The sequence below is a fragment of the Pararhizobium gei genome (assembly GCF_029223885.1).
Taxonomy (GTDB): Bacteria; Pseudomonadota; Alphaproteobacteria; order Rhizobiales; family Rhizobiaceae; genus Pararhizobium; species Pararhizobium gei.
Genome location: NZ_CP119409.1, coordinates 3,425,187 through 3,443,405 on the forward strand (window position 1 = coordinate 3,425,187; position 18,219 = coordinate 3,443,405).

At 60.4% G+C, this 18,219-nt stretch carries 19 protein-coding genes; 9 read left to right on the forward strand and 10 right to left on the reverse strand.

Annotated features, from left to right (window positions below; genetic code table 11):
• Entirely contained in the window at positions 1-777 is a 777-nt protein-coding gene (locus PY308_RS16680; RefSeq protein ID WP_434064162.1) for a DUF3108 domain-containing protein, read from the reverse strand.
• Between the two features lie 351 nt (positions 778-1,128).
• Between PY308_RS16680 and rpmB the strand changes: the two genes are divergently transcribed.
• Both rpmB and PY308_RS16690 read left to right on the forward strand, forming a co-directional pair.
• Positions 1,129-1,425: a 50S ribosomal protein L28 gene (gene rpmB / locus PY308_RS16685; RefSeq protein WP_275784676.1), complete on the forward strand. Its 297-nt coding sequence runs from the start codon at positions 1,129-1,131 to the stop codon at positions 1,423-1,425.
• 148 nt (positions 1,426-1,573) lie between these two features.
• On the forward strand, positions 1,574-2,212 hold the full coding sequence (locus tag PY308_RS16690; RefSeq protein WP_275784678.1) for a VUT family protein: 639 nt from the start codon (positions 1,574-1,576) through the stop codon (positions 2,210-2,212).
• A gap of 21 nt (positions 2,213-2,233) precedes the next feature.
• Here the strand turns inward: PY308_RS16690 and PY308_RS16695 are convergent, their stop codons facing one another.
• The 4 genes from PY308_RS16695 to PY308_RS16710 all read right to left on the reverse strand — a co-directional run bounded on the left by PY308_RS16695 (position 2,234) and on the right by PY308_RS16710 (position 6,951).
• Positions 2,234-3,202 carry an esterase-like activity of phytase family protein gene (locus PY308_RS16695; RefSeq protein ID WP_275791175.1) on the reverse strand — a complete coding sequence of 323 codons (969 nt, stop codon included), beginning with the start codon at positions 3,200-3,202 and terminating at the stop codon, positions 2,234-2,236.
• A gap of 121 nt (positions 3,203-3,323) precedes the next feature.
• On the reverse strand, positions 3,324-5,225 hold the full coding sequence (cobT, locus tag PY308_RS16700) for a cobaltochelatase subunit CobT (protein WP_275784679.1): 1,902 nt from the start codon (positions 5,223-5,225) through the stop codon (positions 3,324-3,326).
• A gap of 3 nt (positions 5,226-5,228) precedes the next feature.
• Positions 5,229-6,224 carry a cobaltochelatase subunit CobS gene (cobS, locus tag PY308_RS16705; RefSeq protein WP_275784681.1) on the reverse strand — a complete coding sequence of 332 codons (996 nt, stop codon included), beginning with the start codon at positions 6,222-6,224 and terminating at the stop codon, positions 5,229-5,231.
• A 91-nt stretch (positions 6,225-6,315) separates the two neighbouring features.
• Positions 6,316-6,951 (reverse strand): J domain-containing protein, encoded by a 636-nt coding sequence (locus PY308_RS16710; RefSeq protein ID WP_275791176.1) that lies wholly within the window; start codon positions 6,949-6,951, stop codon positions 6,316-6,318.
• A 141-nt stretch (positions 6,952-7,092) separates the two neighbouring features.
• On the opposite strand from PY308_RS16710, the gene PY308_RS16715 reads away from it, so the two are divergent.
• Positions 7,093-7,374 carry a BolA family protein gene (locus tag PY308_RS16715; RefSeq protein WP_275784683.1) on the forward strand — a complete coding sequence of 94 codons (282 nt, stop codon included), beginning with the start codon at positions 7,093-7,095 and terminating at the stop codon, positions 7,372-7,374.
• Between the two features lie 47 nt (positions 7,375-7,421).
• On the opposite strand, the gene PY308_RS16720 is transcribed toward PY308_RS16715, so the two are convergent.
• From PY308_RS16720 to PY308_RS16730, 3 genes are read right to left on the reverse strand one after another with little or no spacing between them, the layout of a single operon-like run.
• Positions 7,422-8,735 carry an HlyC/CorC family transporter gene (locus PY308_RS16720; RefSeq protein WP_275784684.1) on the reverse strand — a complete coding sequence of 438 codons (1,314 nt, stop codon included), beginning with the start codon at positions 8,733-8,735 and terminating at the stop codon, positions 7,422-7,424.
• Positions 8,732-9,865, reverse strand: a complete 1,134-nt coding sequence (aroB, locus tag PY308_RS16725) for a 3-dehydroquinate synthase (protein WP_275784686.1) — start codon at positions 9,863-9,865, stop codon at positions 8,732-8,734. The genes PY308_RS16720 and aroB overlap by 4 nt, the downstream gene beginning before the upstream one ends.
• A gap of 4 nt (positions 9,866-9,869) precedes the next feature.
• Entirely contained in the window at positions 9,870-10,448 is a 579-nt protein-coding gene (locus PY308_RS16730; RefSeq protein ID WP_275784689.1) for a shikimate kinase, read from the reverse strand.
• 128 nt (positions 10,449-10,576) lie between these two features.
• Between PY308_RS16730 and PY308_RS16735 the strand changes: the two genes are divergently transcribed.
• The 5 genes from PY308_RS16735 (at position 10,577) to PY308_RS16755 (ending at position 14,616) form a co-directional block, all read left to right on the forward strand.
• A complete protein-coding gene (locus tag PY308_RS16735) occupies positions 10,577-10,726 on the forward strand; it encodes a hypothetical protein (protein ID WP_275784691.1) in 150 nt (49 codons plus the stop codon).
• On the forward strand, positions 10,723-11,679 hold the full coding sequence (gene xerD / locus PY308_RS16740; RefSeq protein ID WP_275784694.1) for a site-specific tyrosine recombinase XerD: 957 nt from the start codon (positions 10,723-10,725) through the stop codon (positions 11,677-11,679). The genes PY308_RS16735 and xerD overlap by 4 nt, the downstream gene beginning before the upstream one ends.
• Before the next feature lie 77 nt (positions 11,680-11,756).
• Positions 11,757-12,710: an acetyl-CoA carboxylase carboxyltransferase subunit alpha gene (locus tag PY308_RS16745; RefSeq protein WP_275784697.1), complete on the forward strand. Its 954-nt coding sequence runs from the start codon at positions 11,757-11,759 to the stop codon at positions 12,708-12,710.
• 203 nt (positions 12,711-12,913) lie between these two features.
• Positions 12,914-14,374, forward strand: a complete 1,461-nt coding sequence (locus PY308_RS16750) for a L,D-transpeptidase family protein (RefSeq protein WP_275791177.1) — start codon at positions 12,914-12,916, stop codon at positions 14,372-14,374.
• Positions 14,374-14,616 carry a sulfurtransferase TusA family protein gene (locus PY308_RS16755; RefSeq protein WP_275784700.1) on the forward strand — a complete coding sequence of 81 codons (243 nt, stop codon included), beginning with the start codon at positions 14,374-14,376 and terminating at the stop codon, positions 14,614-14,616. Before PY308_RS16750 ends, PY308_RS16755 begins: the two co-directional genes overlap by 1 nt.
• Before the next feature lie 5 nt (positions 14,617-14,621).
• Here the strand turns inward: PY308_RS16755 and PY308_RS16760 are convergent, their stop codons facing one another.
• A complete protein-coding gene (locus PY308_RS16760) occupies positions 14,622-15,773 on the reverse strand; it encodes a CobW family GTP-binding protein (protein ID WP_275784702.1) in 1,152 nt (383 codons plus the stop codon).
• Between the two features lie 20 nt (positions 15,774-15,793).
• Entirely contained in the window at positions 15,794-16,843 is a 1,050-nt protein-coding gene (locus PY308_RS16765; protein ID WP_275791178.1) for a D-alanyl-D-alanine carboxypeptidase family protein, read from the reverse strand.
• 207 nt (positions 16,844-17,050) lie between these two features.
• Between PY308_RS16765 and PY308_RS16770 the strand changes: the two genes are divergently transcribed.
• A complete protein-coding gene (locus PY308_RS16770; RefSeq protein WP_275784704.1) occupies positions 17,051-18,214 on the forward strand; it encodes a M20 aminoacylase family protein in 1,164 nt (387 codons plus the stop codon).
• Positions 18,215-18,219: the final 5 nt, after the last annotated feature.

The following is an 18,219-nucleotide window of genomic DNA, read 5'->3' on the forward strand; positions in this document are numbered from 1 at the left end:
TCAGCCGCCAAACCGGGTGGCCCACACCGTGACCGGTCCAAGCTTCGTCGGGATCCGGACATATACGGGGGCATATACATTTACCGCTTCCGCCTTGGCAAACCATATCTCCATGGTTTCCAGCTTGCGCAGGTAATCCACATCGTCGCGGCCTTTGCGATAGCCGGACTTCGGCATGAACTTGATGCCGCAGACAATGACGTCGCCCTGAAATCCCTCGGTCTTGAACGGCTTTGTCCCCTTGGAAGACAACCGGATGTCCATCCGCGATTCGCCGTCGAAGATCGGCACGCTCTTCGGGCAGACCTTCGTGTCGGCGGGAAAGATGAGGCCGGAGAGCGGATCGACGACGTCGCGCATGTCGGCTTTCGTTACCGGCACCCAGTTTTTCGGGATCTTGCGCGGCGGGGTCATCGAGGCCGATACGACATCGCCATTGCGAAACCGCACGGAAATCGCGCGCCGTTTCTTGCCTGTCTGGTAATTGGCCTGATACTGCGACGCGTTCAGGCGATCCCGGCCGACCACGCCGGACACCGACGTCTCGCCGGACGTCTTGGCAAAGATGTCCGCAAGTCCGGCAGAATTCATGCTGCCGGAAATTCTGTAGCGATCGGCATCGAACTCCGTGTCGAAGGACGCACGGGCAATAGGAAGCCCGGACAATGAGATGCTGTACTCGGTCTTGTGGGACATTTCCGCGGATTGCGCCGCACCCATTGAAAGCATCGGCGCCGTACAGGCCATGAGCGTCAGGAGACCGGTGCGCCAGTTCATTCTTCAAACCTTCCCAAACCGATTATACAATCCTTGCAGATAGGGACGGTTTGCGGCATTTCTACGCCAAGCGCCTGCTCCCTGCAGCATGCTGTAACGCGTTATGATATAGACTGTAATGGCGTGCCAGAAGGATCGGCCCAGGCGGTCGCGGTTTTTTCTGCAACAGGCCGACGCCTCGCAGAACAGCCTGTGGATTTGAAGAGTTTTGGCTGAAAATGCAGGTTTGGCTTGACGTGGCGGCTCCGCCTGACTATAGAACCGCAACTTTCCAATCATGGCCAACGGAATGCGGCCTGGGCTTATGGCCCGCCAACGCATGGACCGAAGGCGAAAAGAAATAGGTGCATCATGTCCCGTAGTTGCGAATTGACCGGCAAAGGCGTCCAGTCGGGCAACAATGTGAGCCACGCGAACAACAAGACCAAGCGCAAGTTCCTGCCGAACCTGTGCCAGGTCACGTTGATCTCCGACGCGCTCGGCCAGCGTTACCGCCTGCGCGTTTCCGCCGCAGCCCTGCGTTCGGTCGAACATCGTGGCGGTCTCGACGCTTTCCTGATCAAGGCGAGCGAAACCGAACTGTCGATGCGCGCCCGCCTGTTGCGCCGCCAGATCGTCAAGAAGACCGCAGAAGCAGTCGCCGCTTAATCGTCAAGCAGCCTGCAAGAGATTGAAAGGCTTGCCCGGGCAACCGGCAGGCCTTTTCTCATTGCGTTTCACTTGCTCCCGCCGTCTGTAAACGTGGCGCGTGGGAGCGGATTTCCCTCCAGCTGGTGGCATACCCCAGGATAAAAAAATGCTGATGAACAGAACTTTCATCGTCTATGTGCTGATGATGACCGCCGTGGTGGTCGCCTCCAATTTTCTTGTTCAGTATCCCCTACCCGGCGCCATCGGCGGCTTGCAATTGGGTGATTTGCTGACCTGGGGCGCGTTCAGTTATCCGGTCGCCTTTCTCGTCACCGACCTCACCAATCGCCAGTTCGGGCCTGGGGTCGCCCGCAGGGTCGTCATCGCCGGCTTTGCCGTGGCGATCCTCCTGTCCTTCCTGATCGCCACACCGCGGATAGCCATCGCCTCCGGCTCGGCATTCCTTCTGGGGCAGTTTCTCGACATTTCCGTGTTCAACAGGCTGCGGGCCAGAAGCTGGTGGCGTGCACCGCTCCTTGGTTCCCTCTTCGGCTCCTTCCTGGATACGGCGATTTTCTTCTCCTTCGCCTTCTCCCCGGTTTTTGCTGTCCTCGGCCCGAATGATCCTTTCGCACTCGAAGCCGCTCCCCTGCTCGGCGTTCTCACAGGCGAGGCACCCCGCTGGATTTCCTGGGCGCTCGGCGACCTCGGCGTGAAGATTGCAGTCGGCCTGCTGATGCTGCTGCCCTATGGGGCCTTGATGAGTGTGGTCAAGCCGATGCCGGGTGTGAAGACCGGCATTTAATTGTCTGGGAATTGGCCGTCGTCATTCGGCGAGCCGGAACTCCAGCATCAAATTTCGCTGCAGAATCGAATGGTTGTCGTCAGAGACGAGGAGGATGCGAACGTCGCCGTTCGCAGCGTTGACGACGTCGATGCCTTCCATGTTGTCGATCTGGAAGCCCATATCCGCCTGGATCAGCACCTCGCCATCAACGACCGCACCCGGCTTGATGGTGTCGCCCGAAATGCGCCGGATCTGCATGCCGACGCCTTCCGCAAAGCTGAAGCGGCGCTCCAGCAGTAGGAGATCGCCGTTTGGAAGAAAGGCGCCATCGGTGACCGCAAAGGGCTCCTTCTGCACCACCGCAAAAATGCCCTTGCGCGGACCGTTCAGTACAGCTGCATAGAGATGTCCAGCTTGATCGAAGCTCAACTCGGCGACAGTCACAACGCCGCCGGCCAGCGGACTGCCCTTCGGTGAGACCGCAACGGTTTCCAGGCCTCGATTACCGCGCAATTCCCCGGCTGGAATGAGAATCGGCAGGCTGGCGATCGGCCTCGACTGTGCAAAACCGGGGTCCGGATAGACATCGACCCGGCTGCGGCGTTCGCAGCTGACCAGCGCTTCCCCTGCCCGCAATGCCAACCCCTCGCAGTCCATCAGGGCCTTGACCTGCTCCGCATTGCCGTTCGCATCAATCATCGAGGTCGCGGCAACGCCGCTGACGCCTGACAGTCGCCCCTTGTCGTCGCGAAGAATTTCACCTTCCAGCCAGTGCCCGGTGTCCATGACCGCCAGAAAATGCTTGCCATCCGGCCGAAAGCGGATCGAGGAGATCGCCCCCAGCAACGCATTGCTGGACGACATCTCGATGCCGCCAATGAATTCCAGCTTTCCGACGCGTGTCACGCCGCTGCCGAACTTGAAGGTGTCGATCTGCCGGCTCTGCACCGGCAGGCTTTCCTTCGGCGGCAGCGTGCCCGCCAGGGTTTGCGAAGAAACGCTCAGCATTGCACACAGACATAGGGTGCGGAAAAAATTCGCGTCGCTCAAGCGGATGTCCTTGCGGCTTGCCGGGAGACGCACGCAATGGCGTCCCCGAAATAGAAACGAATCAACAGCCGCCGCTGGATTAGCTGGCGCGGCGGCGTGCGGGCACCGAGCGACGGCGGCTTTCATCGTCAAACAGGGAGGCAAGCTGCTCCGTCATTGCGCCAGCCAATTCATCCGCATCGACGATCGTCACCGCACGCCGGTAGTAACGTGTCACATCGTGGCCAATGCCAATGGCGAGCAGTTCGACGGGTGAGCGGGTCTCGATCTGGTCGATCACGGCCCGCAGGTGCCGCTCGAGATAGTTTCCCGGATTGACCGAAAGGGTGGAATCATCGACCGGCGCGCCGTCCGAGATCATCATCAGGATGCGGCGCTGTTCCGGCCGCGCAAGCAGCCGGTTGTGAGCCCAGATCAGAGCTTCGCCGTCGATGTTCTCCTTCAGCAAGCCTTCGCGCATCATAAGCCCGAGATTGCGGCGTGCGCGACGCCAAGGGGCATCGGCGGACTTGTAGATGATGTGGCGCAGGTCGTTGAGCCGGCCTGGCGTTTGCGGCTTTCCGCTGGCCAACCATCTTTCACGCGACTGCCCGCCCTTCCAGGCCTTCGTCGTAAAACCGAGAATCTCGACCTTGACGCCGCAGCGCTCGAGTGTCCGGGCAAGGATGTCGGCACAGGTGGCGGCAACGGTGATAGGCCGGCCGCGCATCGAGCCAGAATTATCGATCAGCAGCGTCACAACCGTGTCGCGAAAATTCGTGTCCTTCTCGCGCTTGAAGGAAAGCGGCTGCATCGGGTCGATGATCATCCGCGTCAGGCGCGCCGGATCAAGATAGCCCTCTTCGAGATCGAATTCCCAGGATCGGTTCTGCTGCGCCATCAGGCGACGCTGCAGCCGATTGGCAAGACGACCGACGGCGCCCTGCAAATGAGCAAGCTGCTTGTCGAGAAAGGCACGCAGCCGATCGAGTTCCGCCTCGTCGCAGAGTTCCTCGGATGAAATGGTCTCATCGAACTCTTCGGTGAAAACGGTGTAATCGACCTTGTCGTTGAAATCGTCGAAGGGGTGGTGCGGACGCTTTACCTCGCCGGGCGTCTCGCTGTCGTCCTCGCCGTCATCCGACATGTCGTCATCGGAGATTTCCGCACCGTCCATCTCGCCTTCGTCCATCTGCTCTTCGGCAGATTCGTTTTCATCGGCAGGCGCCGCATCAGAGCCGGCATCCTCGTCGGAGCTGTTTTCGTCCTGCTCCTGGCTGCGCGGCTGATCCTCGTCGGTCGAGCTTTCCGCATCCTCGGGCTCGACCTCGTCGTCGCCGTATTTTTCCGCGACATCCATGGCGCTCAGAATATTGCGCACGACGCGGGCGAAGGCCTGCTGGTCGTTGACAGCCGACGACAGGTTCTTGATGTCGCCGGCGGCTTTTTCCTCGATGAAATCACGCCAGAGATCGAGTACCTTGCCGGCCGAAGCCGGCGGGGCCTGCCCCGTCAGCTTTTCGCGCACCATCAGCGCGACCGCCTCTTCGAGCGGTGCATCCGCCTGGCGTTCGATCGTGCCGAAATTGGCGCGGGCATATTTGTCGTCGAGCATCGAAGTCAGATTGCCGGCGACCCCGCTCATCCTGATGGACCCTATGGCTTCCACGCGCGCCTGCTCGACCGCGTCGAAGATTGCCCGGGCATCCGACCCCTGCGGCGACATGGTGGCGTGGATGCGGGCATCGTGGCAGGCCTTGCGCAGCGCCATGGAATCGCCGAGCCCTCGGGTGATCGCCAACTCCTGCCGTGTGGGCCGCTTGGAGATTTCGGGCAACCGGACACGCTCGCCGGCAAGGCCGGGACGTTCGTTCGCAAAAACCACCTCGATTTCCGGGTCGCCGGCAATCGAGCGGATGCAACCGGTCAGCGCGCGGCGGAACGGCTCGACGTCAACGACACCAGCTGGTCTTGTCTTCGAATTGTCGCCGCGGCCCGCCATCGATCAGGCCGTGGCTTCAAGCACGATATTGGCGGCGCTTTCCTTCAGCTCGACGCCGAAGGCGCGCTGATAGTGTTCCGCCACCAGCGCGCGTTCGAGTTCGTCGCACTTGTTGAGGAAGGTGATGCGGAACGCGAAAGCGACATCGCCGAAGATATGGGCGTTTTCGGCCCAGGTGATCACCGTGCGCGGGCTCATGACGGTCGACAGATCGCCGTTCATGAAGGCCGCGCGGGTGAGGTCGGCAACACGCACCATCTTCGATACGGTGTCGCGGCCCCTGTCCTTGGTGAAACCCTTCACCTTGGCGGCGACGATATCGACCTCGTTGTCATGCGGCAGATAATTGAGCGTCGTAACGATCGACCAGCGGTCCATCTGCGCCTGATTGATCTGCTGCGTGCCGTGATAGAGGCCCGTCGTGTCCCCCAGACCAACCGTGTTGGCGGTGGCGAACAGCCGGAACGCCGGGTGCGGGCGGATGACGCGGCTCTGGTCGAGCAGGGTCAGGCGACCCGACGATTCCAGCACGCGCTGGATGACGAACATCACATCCGGGCGGCCGGCATCATATTCGTCGAAGACGAGCGCGACATTGTGCTGATAGGCCCAGGGCAGAATGCCGTCCTTGAATTCGGTAACCTGCATGCCGTCCTTGACGACGATGGCGTCCTTGCCGACAAGATCGATACGGCTGACATGGCTGTCGAGGTTGACGCGCACGCAGGGCCAGTTGAGGCGAGCGGCGACCTGTTCGATATGGGTTGACTTGCCCGTGCCATGATAGCCGGACACCATGACGCGGCGGTTATGGGCAAAACCTGCGAGAATGGCGAGCGTCGTTTCCCGGTCGAACAGATAGTCGGGATCGAGATCCGGCACATAGGCGTCGGCACGGGAATAGGCCGGCACACGCAGGTCGCTGTCGATGCCGAAAGCATCGCGGACGGAAACGGTCGTGTCGGGAAGATTGGAAATATCGAGGTCTACCTTGCTCATCATGTCTCCAGCACGGACGCTCCCCTGACTTTCCTGGGTAGGGAGGCATCACGTCGATGCTATAAATATCTGATCGTCTTAAAACGGGTTCCTAGCAGAAGCCAGCCTGTTTTAACATTTGATACGCCTGGATCACGGCGCGAAAACGCTCTTCCGATCCCCTGTCCCCGCCATTTGCGTCGGGGTGGTGCTTTTTTACAAGCTCTTTATAGGCGGTCTTGACATCGGCGGGCGTGGCATTGGCATGCAGCCCAAGCGTTTCGAAGGCTTTCGCCTCGAGCGTCTTCAGCTTGCGCAACCGTGGCTCCTGCCGGGCCGCGCGCGCCCGCGCCTGCTCGACAAAGCCGAAGGGATCCCTCATCCGCGCCTGGGCGCCGGCCGAGCCGGAACGCTGCTGCGATTGCTGCGGCGCATTTCTGGCATTCTTGTTGACCCCCACCGTCCAGGTCGGGCGATGTCCCGTCAAGGCTTCCTTCTGGTAGCGGGCAATCTCGTTGTCCGACAGGCCGGAGAAGTAGTTGTAACCCTTGTTGTAGTCCTTCACATGCTCGAAGCAGAACATGAAGAATTCATTTTCGGCATTGCGCCCGACAGGCGCGCGATGCATGCCATTTTCCTCGCACCCGTCCCATTGGCATTTGGGCGCCATAGGCTCGGGTTTCTGGTTCACCCTGCGGCGCGTCCGGATCCCGTCGAAGTATTTTGAATCAAGCTTCATGGCGCTAATTATGGGGCGTGGCAGGCACCACGACAAGAATTGACAAATCGGAATGTTGCTGGCTTTGTAAAACTATTTTGCACCGTGCGAAATGCAATCCGAATGGTGTCGTTCCAGTCAACCGAAAAGCCGGAAGAACGAGGCCAAAACATGTCGCTGCAAACCCGCATCGAAGCAAAACTGAAAGCTGCCTTTTCTCCCGAGCGGCTGATGGTGCTCAACGAAAGCCATCTCCATGCCGGACACCAGCCGGACTTCGATGGCGGCGGGGAAACGCATATGCGGGTGCGCATCGTCGCACAGGCCTTTGCAGGTCTGAGTCGCGTTGCCCGGCACCGGGCGATCAACGAGGTTCTAAAGCAGGAATTCGACGACGGATTGCATGCGCTGGCGGTCGAGCCCGCAGTTCCGGGTGAGGCAACCCGCTGGTAGCGGCCCGGTCTGCCCGCCAAACGCCCTTCGAATGGATTGCCTTCTCCCTATTTGGGCAGAGGCGCCGCTGCCTCATCCGCAGGCCGGATTCGCAGGCGGGTAATGCGGTTCTTCTCCCGCTTCATCACGGTGAAACGCTTGCCGTAGAAGGTGAAGGCCTGCCGCTCCTCGGGTATCGTCTTCGATTCATGAATGACGAGACCGGCGACCGTGGTCGCCTCATCATCGGGCAGATCCCAGTCAAGCGCCCGATTGAGGTCGCGGATCGGCACGCCGCCGTCAACGACGATCGAGCCGTCCGCCTCTTGCCGCACGCCCTGGATTTCCAGATCATGCTCGTCGGAAATATCGCCGACGATTTCTTCGAGAATATCCTCCAGCGTCACCAGACCCTGCACCTCGCCATATTCATCGACCACGACGGCGAAATGCATCTTCCGGCGCAGGAAGGCGTTCAGCTGGTCTTTCAGATTGGTTGTTTCCGGAACGAACCATGGCTTTTGCGATATCTTGACGATATCGAGGTTTTCCGGCTCCACATCCGGCTCGGCCAGGGCGCGCAACAGATCCTTGGCGTGCACCACGCCGATGATGTTGTCGGCCGATCCGCGCCAGACAGGCATACGGGTATAGGGGCTTTCGAGAACCGCACGAACCGCGACTTCGGGCGCATCGTCGGCATTGATGCCGCGCATCGAGGTGCGGTGGATCATGATGTCGGAGACTTCGAGTTCGCCGAGATCAAGCACACCTCCCAGCCTGTCGCGATCCGCCTTGATGACGGAGCCTTCGCGATGCATGAAATCGACCGCACCGCGCAATTCCTCATGCGCGGTCAGCATCGACACCTCGGAGGAGAGGTTGATGCCGAAAATACCGAGGATGTGCCTGACGATCCAATTGACCAGGCTCGATACCGGCCCGACGACAATGACGACCACACGCACGATGGGCGCTACCGTGAGAGCAAAACGATCCGGGGCGGCGATTGCCCAGCTTTTCGGAAGAACCTCGGAAAAGATCACGAGCAGTGCCGTCATCACCAAGGTTGCAATGGCAACGCCGGACGTGCCGAACAGGCCGAGAAACAGGCTGGTGGTTAGGGACGACGCCAGAATGTTCACCAGGTTGTTGCCGATGAGCAGCGTTCCGATCAGCCGGTCGCGGCGGGCGATCAGCGATGTCACAAGCTTGGCACGTTCATCCCCGTTGACTTCAAGCGTATGCATCCGGGCGCGGGAGGCGGCGGTCAACGCCGTTTCAGACCCGGAAAAAAAGGCGGAGCAGGCCAGCAGGCCGAGGACGGAGACGATAATCAGCCAGTATTCGGCCAGAAACGCTGTTACAATTTCGAAGGTCATTCTGGATGCTGTTCCTCAAGGAAACGCAAGACTTCGCTGGCCGGCACATCGTCGGCTACGAAGGACTGGCCGATCCCCCGCGTCAGGATGAAGGTCAGCTTTCCGCCTTTCACTTTTTTGTCCTGCGCGATGGCATCCATCAGTTTATCTGCTGGCGGGAGTACGCCCGGAATATCGGCCATCCGCGTCGGCAAGCCGACCGTCCGCAGATGCGCCTCGACCCGCCGCGCATCGTCAGGGCTTGCAAGGTTCATGCGCGCCGAAAACTGATGCGCCAGCACCATGCCGATCGCAACACCCTCGCCATGGACGAGCCTTGCACCATCATAGTGCGTAGCGGCTTCAAGCGCATGCCCGAACGTATGGCCGAGATTGAGCAGGGCGCGCCGGCCGTTCTCGCGCTCGTCGGCGGCAACGACGTCGGCCTTTGCCTGGCAGCTGATGGCAACCGCCTCGATGCGAGCCTCGCCGCCAGCAAACACCGCCCGCCAGTTGTTTTCCAGCCATGCAAAGAAATCCGGCTTGTCGATGAGACCGTATTTGGCCACTTCCGCATAACCGGCCCGGTATTCGCGCGGACTCAACGTATCGAGCACATCGGTGTCGGCAAGCACCAGATCCGGCTGATGGAAGACCCCGATCAGGTTCTTCCCGTGCGGCGAATTGATGCCGGTCTTGCCGCCGACGGACGAATCCACCTGGGCAAGCAGCGAGGTCGGGATCTGGATGAACCGAGAACCGCGCCGGGCGATGCCCGCCGCAAAGCCGGTGAGATCGCCGATCACGCCGCCGCCAAGTGCGATGACCGCATCGTTGCGTTCGATGCGCGCACCGAGGATCGCGTCGCAGACCGGAATGAGATGCTCGAAGCTCTTGGTCTTTTCGCCGGCAGGCAAAACAAGGCTGACGGTTTCGATCTCTTTCGCCTTCAGGCCCGTCATCAGCGCATCGAGATACAACGGAGCGACGTTTTCGTCGGTGATCACGGCCATCCTGCGGCCCTTCAGCCGGCCTGCAATCTCGGCAGCAGCGGTGGCGATGAGACCGGGGCCGATCAGAATGTCATAGGAACGCTCGCCGAGATCGACGCGGACGGTTCGTGTGGTAACGGCAAGGCTGGCATCTGTCATTGTTTCACTTCTTCGGCATGGCGGCGAGTGCGGAAAGAACTTCTTCCACCATCACCTCCTTCTTCACATCCCGCGAAATCACGGTCAGGTCTGCTTCCGCATAGACGGGATAGCGGAGATGCATCAGCGTTTCGAGGGTCTGCTTCGGGTTTTCGGTTTTCAGGAGCGGTCGCGTGTCGCGCTTGTTGACACGCTCCCACAACACGTCAAGTTCGGCGTTCAGCCAGACGGACAGGCCGTGCTTCCTGATATGCCGCCGCGTCACCTCGTTGATGTAGGCCCCGCCGCCCGTGGAAACGACCCGCGGGCCGGTTTTAAGCAGGCGCTTGATAACCCGGCCTTCGAGCGCCCTGAATTCCGCTTCCCCATAGGCTGAAAACAGTTCGCTGATCGTCATGCGGGAAACACGCTCGATCTCGTGGTCTGAATCGACGAAAGGAATGCCCAGCACGCTGGCCGTCATGCGACCGATCGCGGATTTTCCAGCCCCCATCAGACCGACAAAAACGAGGTTTCGCCGCCCGAGTGACCCTTTCGCTCGTTCTATCAGCGCCTCCGAAACCGGTTCGATCACGTCGCTCATCAAGTTTCCGTTCCCTGTTCCGCTCCGGTATCGACAAATCGGCGGGAGGCGTCAAGGGATCGCCTTGCCGGCGGTTCTTGCGCTTGCGCCCGGCCATGGTCATATAGGCGCAGACCAAGGAGTAAGAAATGCCGACCCTGTTCCGCTTCCTGTCCATCTGCGTCCTGATCGCCGGTGTCATCTACGGAAGCATGGTTGCGCTGGTGACATTCGTCGATCCGGTCGAGCGGGATGTGACCATTCGCATTCCATCCGAGAGGGTCAACAAGAGCCCATGATCGATCTTTCCGCAGCCCATATGGAATCGTTCCTGGAGATGATGAGCGCTGAGCGGGGAGCAGCCGACAACACGCTTCTGTCCTACGAGCACGACCTCGATGATGCCTCCTCCTTCCTGAAGCAGCGCGGCGTCAAGCCGACGGAAGCATCCTCCGACGATCTGCGCGCCTATCTCTCCCATCTTGCAAAGCAGGGGTTCAAGGCATCGTCCCAGGCAAGACGGCTGTCGACGCTGCGCCAGTTCTACAAATTCCTCTATGCCGAGGGCCTGCGCACCGACGACCCGACAGGCGTCCTCGACGCGCCGAAGAAGGCGCGTGCGCTGCCGAAGGTCCTGAGCATCGACGACGTCTCGAAGCTCATTGACCGGGCCGGGCAGGAAGCGACGACACCGGGAGGGGACATCGTCGGACGCCTGCGCATGCATGCGCTGATCGAGCTTCTCTACGCGACCGGCATGCGCGTCAGCGAACTCGTCGCCCTGCCCGCCTCGGTGCTCGCTCAGAACGGCCGCTTCCTCGTCATCCGCGGCAAAGGCAACAAGGAGCGCATGGTGCCGCTGTCGCATTCGGCGATCCGTGCCATGCAGACCTACGGCAGCGCCATGGCCGCAGCAAATGCTGCAGAAAAAACGCCGCCTGCGGAAACGCCGTGGCTGTTTCCCTCCGCAGGCAAGGCAGGCTATCTGCCCCGCCAGGTTTTTGCGCGCGAACTGAAGTCGCTGGCTGCACGCGCGGGCATCCGCGTCGCCTCGATCTCGCCCCATGTGCTGCGCCATGCCTTCGCAAGCCATCTTCTCGCCAACGGCGCCGACCTGCGTGCCGTCCAGGAACTTCTCGGACATTCGGACATTTCAACAACGCAAATCTACACGCATGTGCTTGAAGAACGGCTGCATCAGCTCGTCCAGAATCATCACCCTCTTGCCAAACAGGCGAAAAAACAGGATTAGGAGCGCCAGAACACTTGGCCGCTCCTGTAATCTTCATATCGGCGGCCACGGGCGCAATCTGATCGGAAACGCATCACATGCACAATTACCTCGATTTCGAAAAACCGATCTCTGATCTCGAAGGCAAGATTCACGAGCTGAAGAAGATTGCCAGCGAAGACGAGAGCATCGACACGGCGGACGAAGTCGAACGCCTCGAAGTGCGCGCCCGCGAGGCGATGGCTGAAATCTACTCAAAGCTGAACCCCTGGCAGAAGACGCAGGTGGCCCGTCATCCGCAGCGGCCGCACTTCGAGGACTATGCTGCAAGCCTGTTTACCGAATTTACGCCACTGGCCGGCGACCGCAAATTCGCCAATGACGAGGCGATCCAGGCCGGATTGGCCCGCTTCCAGGGAATGCCCGTTGCCGTCATCGGTCAGGAAAAGGGCAACGACACAAAGTCCCGCATCAAGCATAATTTCGGCAGCGCCCGGCCCGAAGGCTATCGCAAGGCGATCCGCGTCATGGAGATGGCCGATCGCTTCGGCCTGCCGCTGATCACGCTGATCGATACGGCCGGCGCCTATCCCGGCATTGGCGCCGAGGAGCGCGGACAGGCGGAAGCAATCGCTCGCTCGACAGAGATGTGCCTCAATGTCAAAGTGCCGATCGTTTCCGTCGTCATCGGCGAAGGTGGTTCCGGCGGAGCGATCGCGATTGCCACGGGCAACCGCGTTTATATGCTGGAGCACGCGATCTACAGCGTCATTTCCCCGGAAGGGGCTGCGTCCATCCTCTGGCGCGACAGCACCCGCGCCCGGGAAGCGGCGACCAATATGAAGATCACCGCCGAGGACTTAAAATCGCTGGGCATCATCGATGGCATCATCGAGGAGCCCGTCGGCGGCGCACACCGGGATGCCGATGCCGTCATCGAGAGAACAGGCACCGTCATCGCCGATGCGCTGAAGGAACTGTCCGGCCGAAATGGCGACGAACTCCGCTCCGACCGCCGCCAGAAATATTTGTCCATCGGCCGTCAGCTTTAAGATCTCCTTGTGGGCTCGGCGGCACCGGCGGGCAAATTTGAGCTGAAGTCCTACTGAGGCCATAATCTTGTCGTTTGCAAATGGCCGGGGCAAGCTGGATCTGTAAGGTTAAGTTTTTGTAAACGTCGTGGATGTACTGATTCTCGTCGTTAGCCTCCGAGCAAAAGATGCGTTCGACAGTCAATCCTGATAGGCCCTTGCCGATGCGCCTGAAATATCTCGTCTCGACCGCCATGATTGCCGTCATGCTTGCAGGCTGCACGGCGAATGAAGCCATGGAGGACACCGTCGATGTCGACCTGAAAAAGGTGTCGAGCAAGACCAACTACCAGTTGTCGGGCAAGATCGTCCAGAAGATGCAGGCGATGAGCATGGCGAAGGAATCGCCGATCACGCTGCGCATCTTCAAGGAAGAAGGCGTGCTGGAAGTCTGGAAGGCCAACACTGCCAATCGCTACGAGATGCTGCGCCAGTACAAGATCTGCGCCTGGTCGGGCAAGCTCGGCCCGAAATCCAAGGAAGGCGACAGGCAGGCCCCCGAGGGCTTCTATCCGATTACGCCGGGTCAGATGAACCCGAATTCCAGCTATTATCTGGCGATCAACACGGGCTATCCCAATCGTTTCGACCAGGCGAACGGCCGCAACGGCACGAACCTGATGATACACGGCGCCTGCTCGTCGTCCGGCTGCTATTCAATGACCGACGAGCAGATGCTGGAAATCTTCGCTCTATCGCGCGATGCCTACAAGGGCGGCCAGCAGTCGATCCAGTTGCAGGCCCTGCCCTTCCGCATGACGGCGGAGAACATGGCGCGGCATCGCAACAGCCCGCATATCGGCTTCTGGAACATGCTGAAACCCGGCTATGACCAGTTCGAGATCACCAAGCGCCCGCCTGAGGTGAATGTCTGCGAGAAGAAATACGTCTTCAACCAGCAGACCGACGGCAAGTTTTCGCCCAGTGGTCAGTGCCCGGCCATGTCAACCCCGCCGGCAATGCAGGCAGCCCTTGCCTCCTACAACAAGAAATACAACGACGACTATGCCAAGGCGATGAAGAAGCTTGACGGCATGGCCTGGTACGAGCCGTCCGAGGCCGAACGCAAGGCGATCGTCGCCAAACAGCGCGTCGGCAAGGAATTGGCCTATGCGCCGACCGGCACGTCGCTTGACGCGGGCAAGCTGATGAAGGTGGCCGAACTCGAAAAGCAGGAAGCCCGACGCCGCGAGCTTGAAGAAGCCAAGAAGGCCATCGACATCCAGAAGGCCGAACTCGAGAAGACGACCCGCAACGGCAAGAACGTGCCAGTCCCTGTCGAGAACCCCATGCCGCGCCCGGTCGAGCAGGCCGCCGTCGAGCAGAAACCTGCGAAGAAGGGTTTCTGGGGCCTGTTTTCCAAGAATGGTGACGAGGCCCGGAAACTTGAACCTGCGCCGGTCGCCGTAGCCCCTGTCGATACGGCAGATCAACCACGGGCCGGAAAGAAGCCCGTGACGGAAGAGGCCGCGCCGGCCAAGGCGGAGCCAGAGGCGACGGCGGCGGCAGCAAAGCCGGCGAAGGCCGCGACCGAGACGACAGAGGTGGCGCCACCGGCCGAGCAGGCCGCTGTCGTCGAGCAGCAGCCGAAGAAGCGTCCGTTCTGGAAACTCTGGGGCAATTGATGCCCGGAGCGGAAGACGTAATTTACGACTTCAGGGGCCTGAAATGTCCCCTGCCGGTCTTGAGAACCCGAAAACGCATGAAAAGCCTGCCTCCCGGCACGCTGATCACGGTGGAAACGACCGACCCGCTGGCCGCGATCGACATCCCCCATTTCTGCAATGAGGATGGACATGGGCTGGAGAGCACGGAACCGATGCCCGGCGGCCATCGGTTTGTCATCCGGAAGAATGCCAGGCTTTAGAGCGACTACATTTTAAGCCCTGGCACAGCCAGCGGATTGCTTTCCAGTGCCTGCCTGTCCGGACGGTCGATGCGCGGCTTTCCGGTGAAAGCGTCGAACAGATCGCGCACGAAGGCTTCCGGCAGATCCTTGGTGATCAGCACCATGCGCGTGCGCCGGTCGGACGGGTCCGGCCAGGCGGACATGCGCTGGGGCGCGTGGAAGACCGTCTGGACGCCGTGCAATACAAGCGGCCTCTCAGGGTTATCGGACATCGCGACAATCGCCTTCATCCGCAGCAGTTTTTCGCCATGGGCGGAGCGCAGGAGATCGATAAACATCTCCAGCGCCATGGGATCGATCGGCCGGTCGTGGACGATGCTAAAGGAACGGATATCCGAACCATGGCGATTTTCGTCATGGTGATGGTGATCATGACCGCAATGGGCATGATCGTGATCGTCGTGATGATGGCCCGCATACTCGCCGTGCCCCTCGCCCGCAGTCTCGTCCTGGAGCCAGCGCCCGACGTCGGCGATCTTGGTTGCCGGATCGTAGAGCCCGCAGTGGAAAAACTCCGCTTTGCCAGCCTCCGGCAAATCACCGTCAATCATCAGCGCCCGCGGGTTGAGCGCCCTCAGCCGCGTCTTCAGCAACGCCACCGTCTCCACCGTCGCCAGCGAAAGCTTGCTGATCACCAGCCTGTCGGCCATGGCCACCTGCTTGACCGCTTCCTCATGATTGTCGAGCGTCGACAGGCCGTTGACCGCATCGACCACGGTGACCACGCCGTCGAGCCGGTAGCTCTGGGCGATGACCGGATTGCCCATGACAGACTGAAGCACCGGCGCCGGATCGGCAAGCCCCGTGGTCTCGATGACGACGCGCTTCAAGGGCCTGATCTTGCCTGTCTGCATCCGGTCCATCAGGTCGGCCAGCGTATCCACCAGTTCGCCCCTAACGGTGCAGCAAAGGCAGCCGTCCGAAAGCTCGATGATGCCGTCACTCGATGCTTCCACGAGAAGATGATCGAGCGACACATCGCCGAACTCGTTGATGATAACAGCGGTGTCGGTAAGGTCCGGGTCCTTCAGCAGCCTGTTCAGCAGCGAGGTTTTACCGGCGCCGAGAAAGCCGGTGAGGATGGACACCGGCACGGCCTTAAGAAACTGGCTCATGGCCTGTCCGATCTATCGGGTTAGAAAACCGGCCGGGGAACCGGGATCGGGATATTGGCGACGTCGCCAAGCGCTGCCTGATTCTGGGCCTTGCCGACTTTTTCCGTGCCCGGAATGAGACCCGCGGCGACCAGATTGAGCGGTCGGTTGATTTCGTGAATGAAGGGTGAGGTCAGCTTCTGCCGGCCGACATCGTCGCGGTTTTCCGCGCGAACCTTCGCTGCCTTGGGATTGCAGATCTCCTTGCTGATGTCGGCCACCATGTCGCGCCCTTCGCCATAGGGCGCAATCTGCCCCAGGCCCGGTTTTCCCGCACCACTTGAGGTCAGCCCGAGTTGCAGGAGACGCGCGGATTCATCTGCCCGACCCGCAAGACTGTCGGCTCCCAGCACGACGGACACAACGGCACGACCATTGCGGGTCGCAGACGAAACCTGATTGAAGCCGGAAGCGCAGATGAACCCCGTCTTCATGCCATCGGCGCCATCGAAACGGCCGATCAGCATGTTGAGATTGGGGTAGTTCTTCTTACCCGTCGTAAAGCCTTCATAGGCGAAATAGGCCGCATATTGCGGAAATTCGCGTTTGATGGTGATCGCCAGCACGGCAAGATCGCGCGCTGTCGTATACTGGCCGGCGCCGGGCAGGCCATGCGGGTTGATGAAGTTGGAGGATGTCATGCCGATGCGGCGAGCCTCGGCGTTCATCATGGCGATGAAGGCGGGCTCCGAACCTCCGACGGTCTCGCTGATGGCGACGGCAATGTCGTTGGCGGATTTAATGAGCAGCATTTTCAGGGCGCTGTCGAGCGTCAGCGCCTGGCCGGGCTTGTAGAACATCTTGCTCGGCGGCTCGGCCGCTGCATTCTTTGTCATCATAACAGGTGATTCGAGCGTCAGGCGGCCCGCCTTGATCGCGCGGAAAGTCGTGTAGGCCGTCATCAGCTTGGTGAGCGAGGCGGGATACCATTTCAGAAAAATGTCTTCCTGCTCATAGACCTTGAGCGAGTTGACATCCACGACCATCTTTGGATTGGCGGCAGCAGGAGCGGCGGCAGCCACAAGGGACATGCAGACACCTGCCAGAACGAAAAACCGCTTCAACTTGCAATCCGTCCGGATTCCATTCGTCACCACAATCAAACCTCGAAATTCGGGAATTGCCTCGTATCGTCCGGTTATTTAACCTATATGGCGAGGTGATGGCAAAGACCAATCTTGAGATCGATGCCGAAATTCGCCTGCCCAATGCCCGCAATGGACCGACAGGAACCGACTATGCCCATCCTCAACCGTGCAGCAGAACTCCAGACCGAAGTCGCGGAATGGCGCCGTCATATTCACTCCAGGCCCGAACTCCTGTTTGCAGTCGAAAATACCGCAGCCTTCGTGGAAAACAAACTGCGCGAATTCGGGGTTGACGAAATCGTGACCGGTCTCGGCCGGACTGGCGTGGTGGGCTTGATCAGGGGTAATCTCGGCGCAGGCCGCACCATCGGGCTGCGCGCCGACATGGATGCTCTGCCAATGACGGAAACCAGCGGCAAGCCCTGGGCATCGACAACGCCCGGAAAGATGCATGCCTGCGGCCATGACGGCCATACGGCCATGCTCCTGGGCGCTGCCAAATATCTGGCGGAGACGCGCAATTTCAAAGGCGCCGTCGCCGTCATTTTCCAGCCGGCCGAAGAAGGCGGTGGTGGCGGCCATGAAATGGTCAAGGATGGCATGATGGAGCGTTTCTCCATCGAGGAAGTTTACGGCATGCACAACATGCCGGGCATGCCCGTCGGGCAATTCGGCAGTCGCGTCGGCCCGATCATGGCGTCCACGGATGAATTTTCCATCACCATCGACGGACGCGGCGGCCATGCGGCGCAGCCGCACAAGACGATTGACCCGATCGTCATCGGCTCGCAGATCGTCAACGCGCTGCAAACGATCGCCTCGCGCACCGCCGATCCGCTTGCCTCAGTGGTGGTTTCCGTGACGAAATTCAACGCTGGCTTTGCCCATAACATCATTCCGGAACAGGCGACGCTGGCCGGCACCGTTCGCACCCTGGCGCCGGACGTTCGCGATCTGGCCGAGGCGCGAATCCGGCAGATTTCCGAAAGCCTTGCCAGTGCCTATGGCGCCAAGGTTCGTGTGTTTTACGGACGCAATTATCCGGTCACCGTCAATCACCGTGAGGAAACCGGGCATGCCCTGGCCGCAGCGATGACGATTGCTGGCGAAAGCCAGGTCTCCGGCGATCTCGACCCGATGATGGGCGGCGAGGATTTCTCATACATGCTGCTGTCGCGCCCCGGCGCCTTCATTTTCATGGGCAATGGCGATACAGCCGGGCTGCACAACCCGGCCTATGACTTCAACGATGAAGCCATTCCCCATGGCATTTCCTACTGGGTGAAGCTCGCTGAAATGCGACTTTCGGCATAGCCATC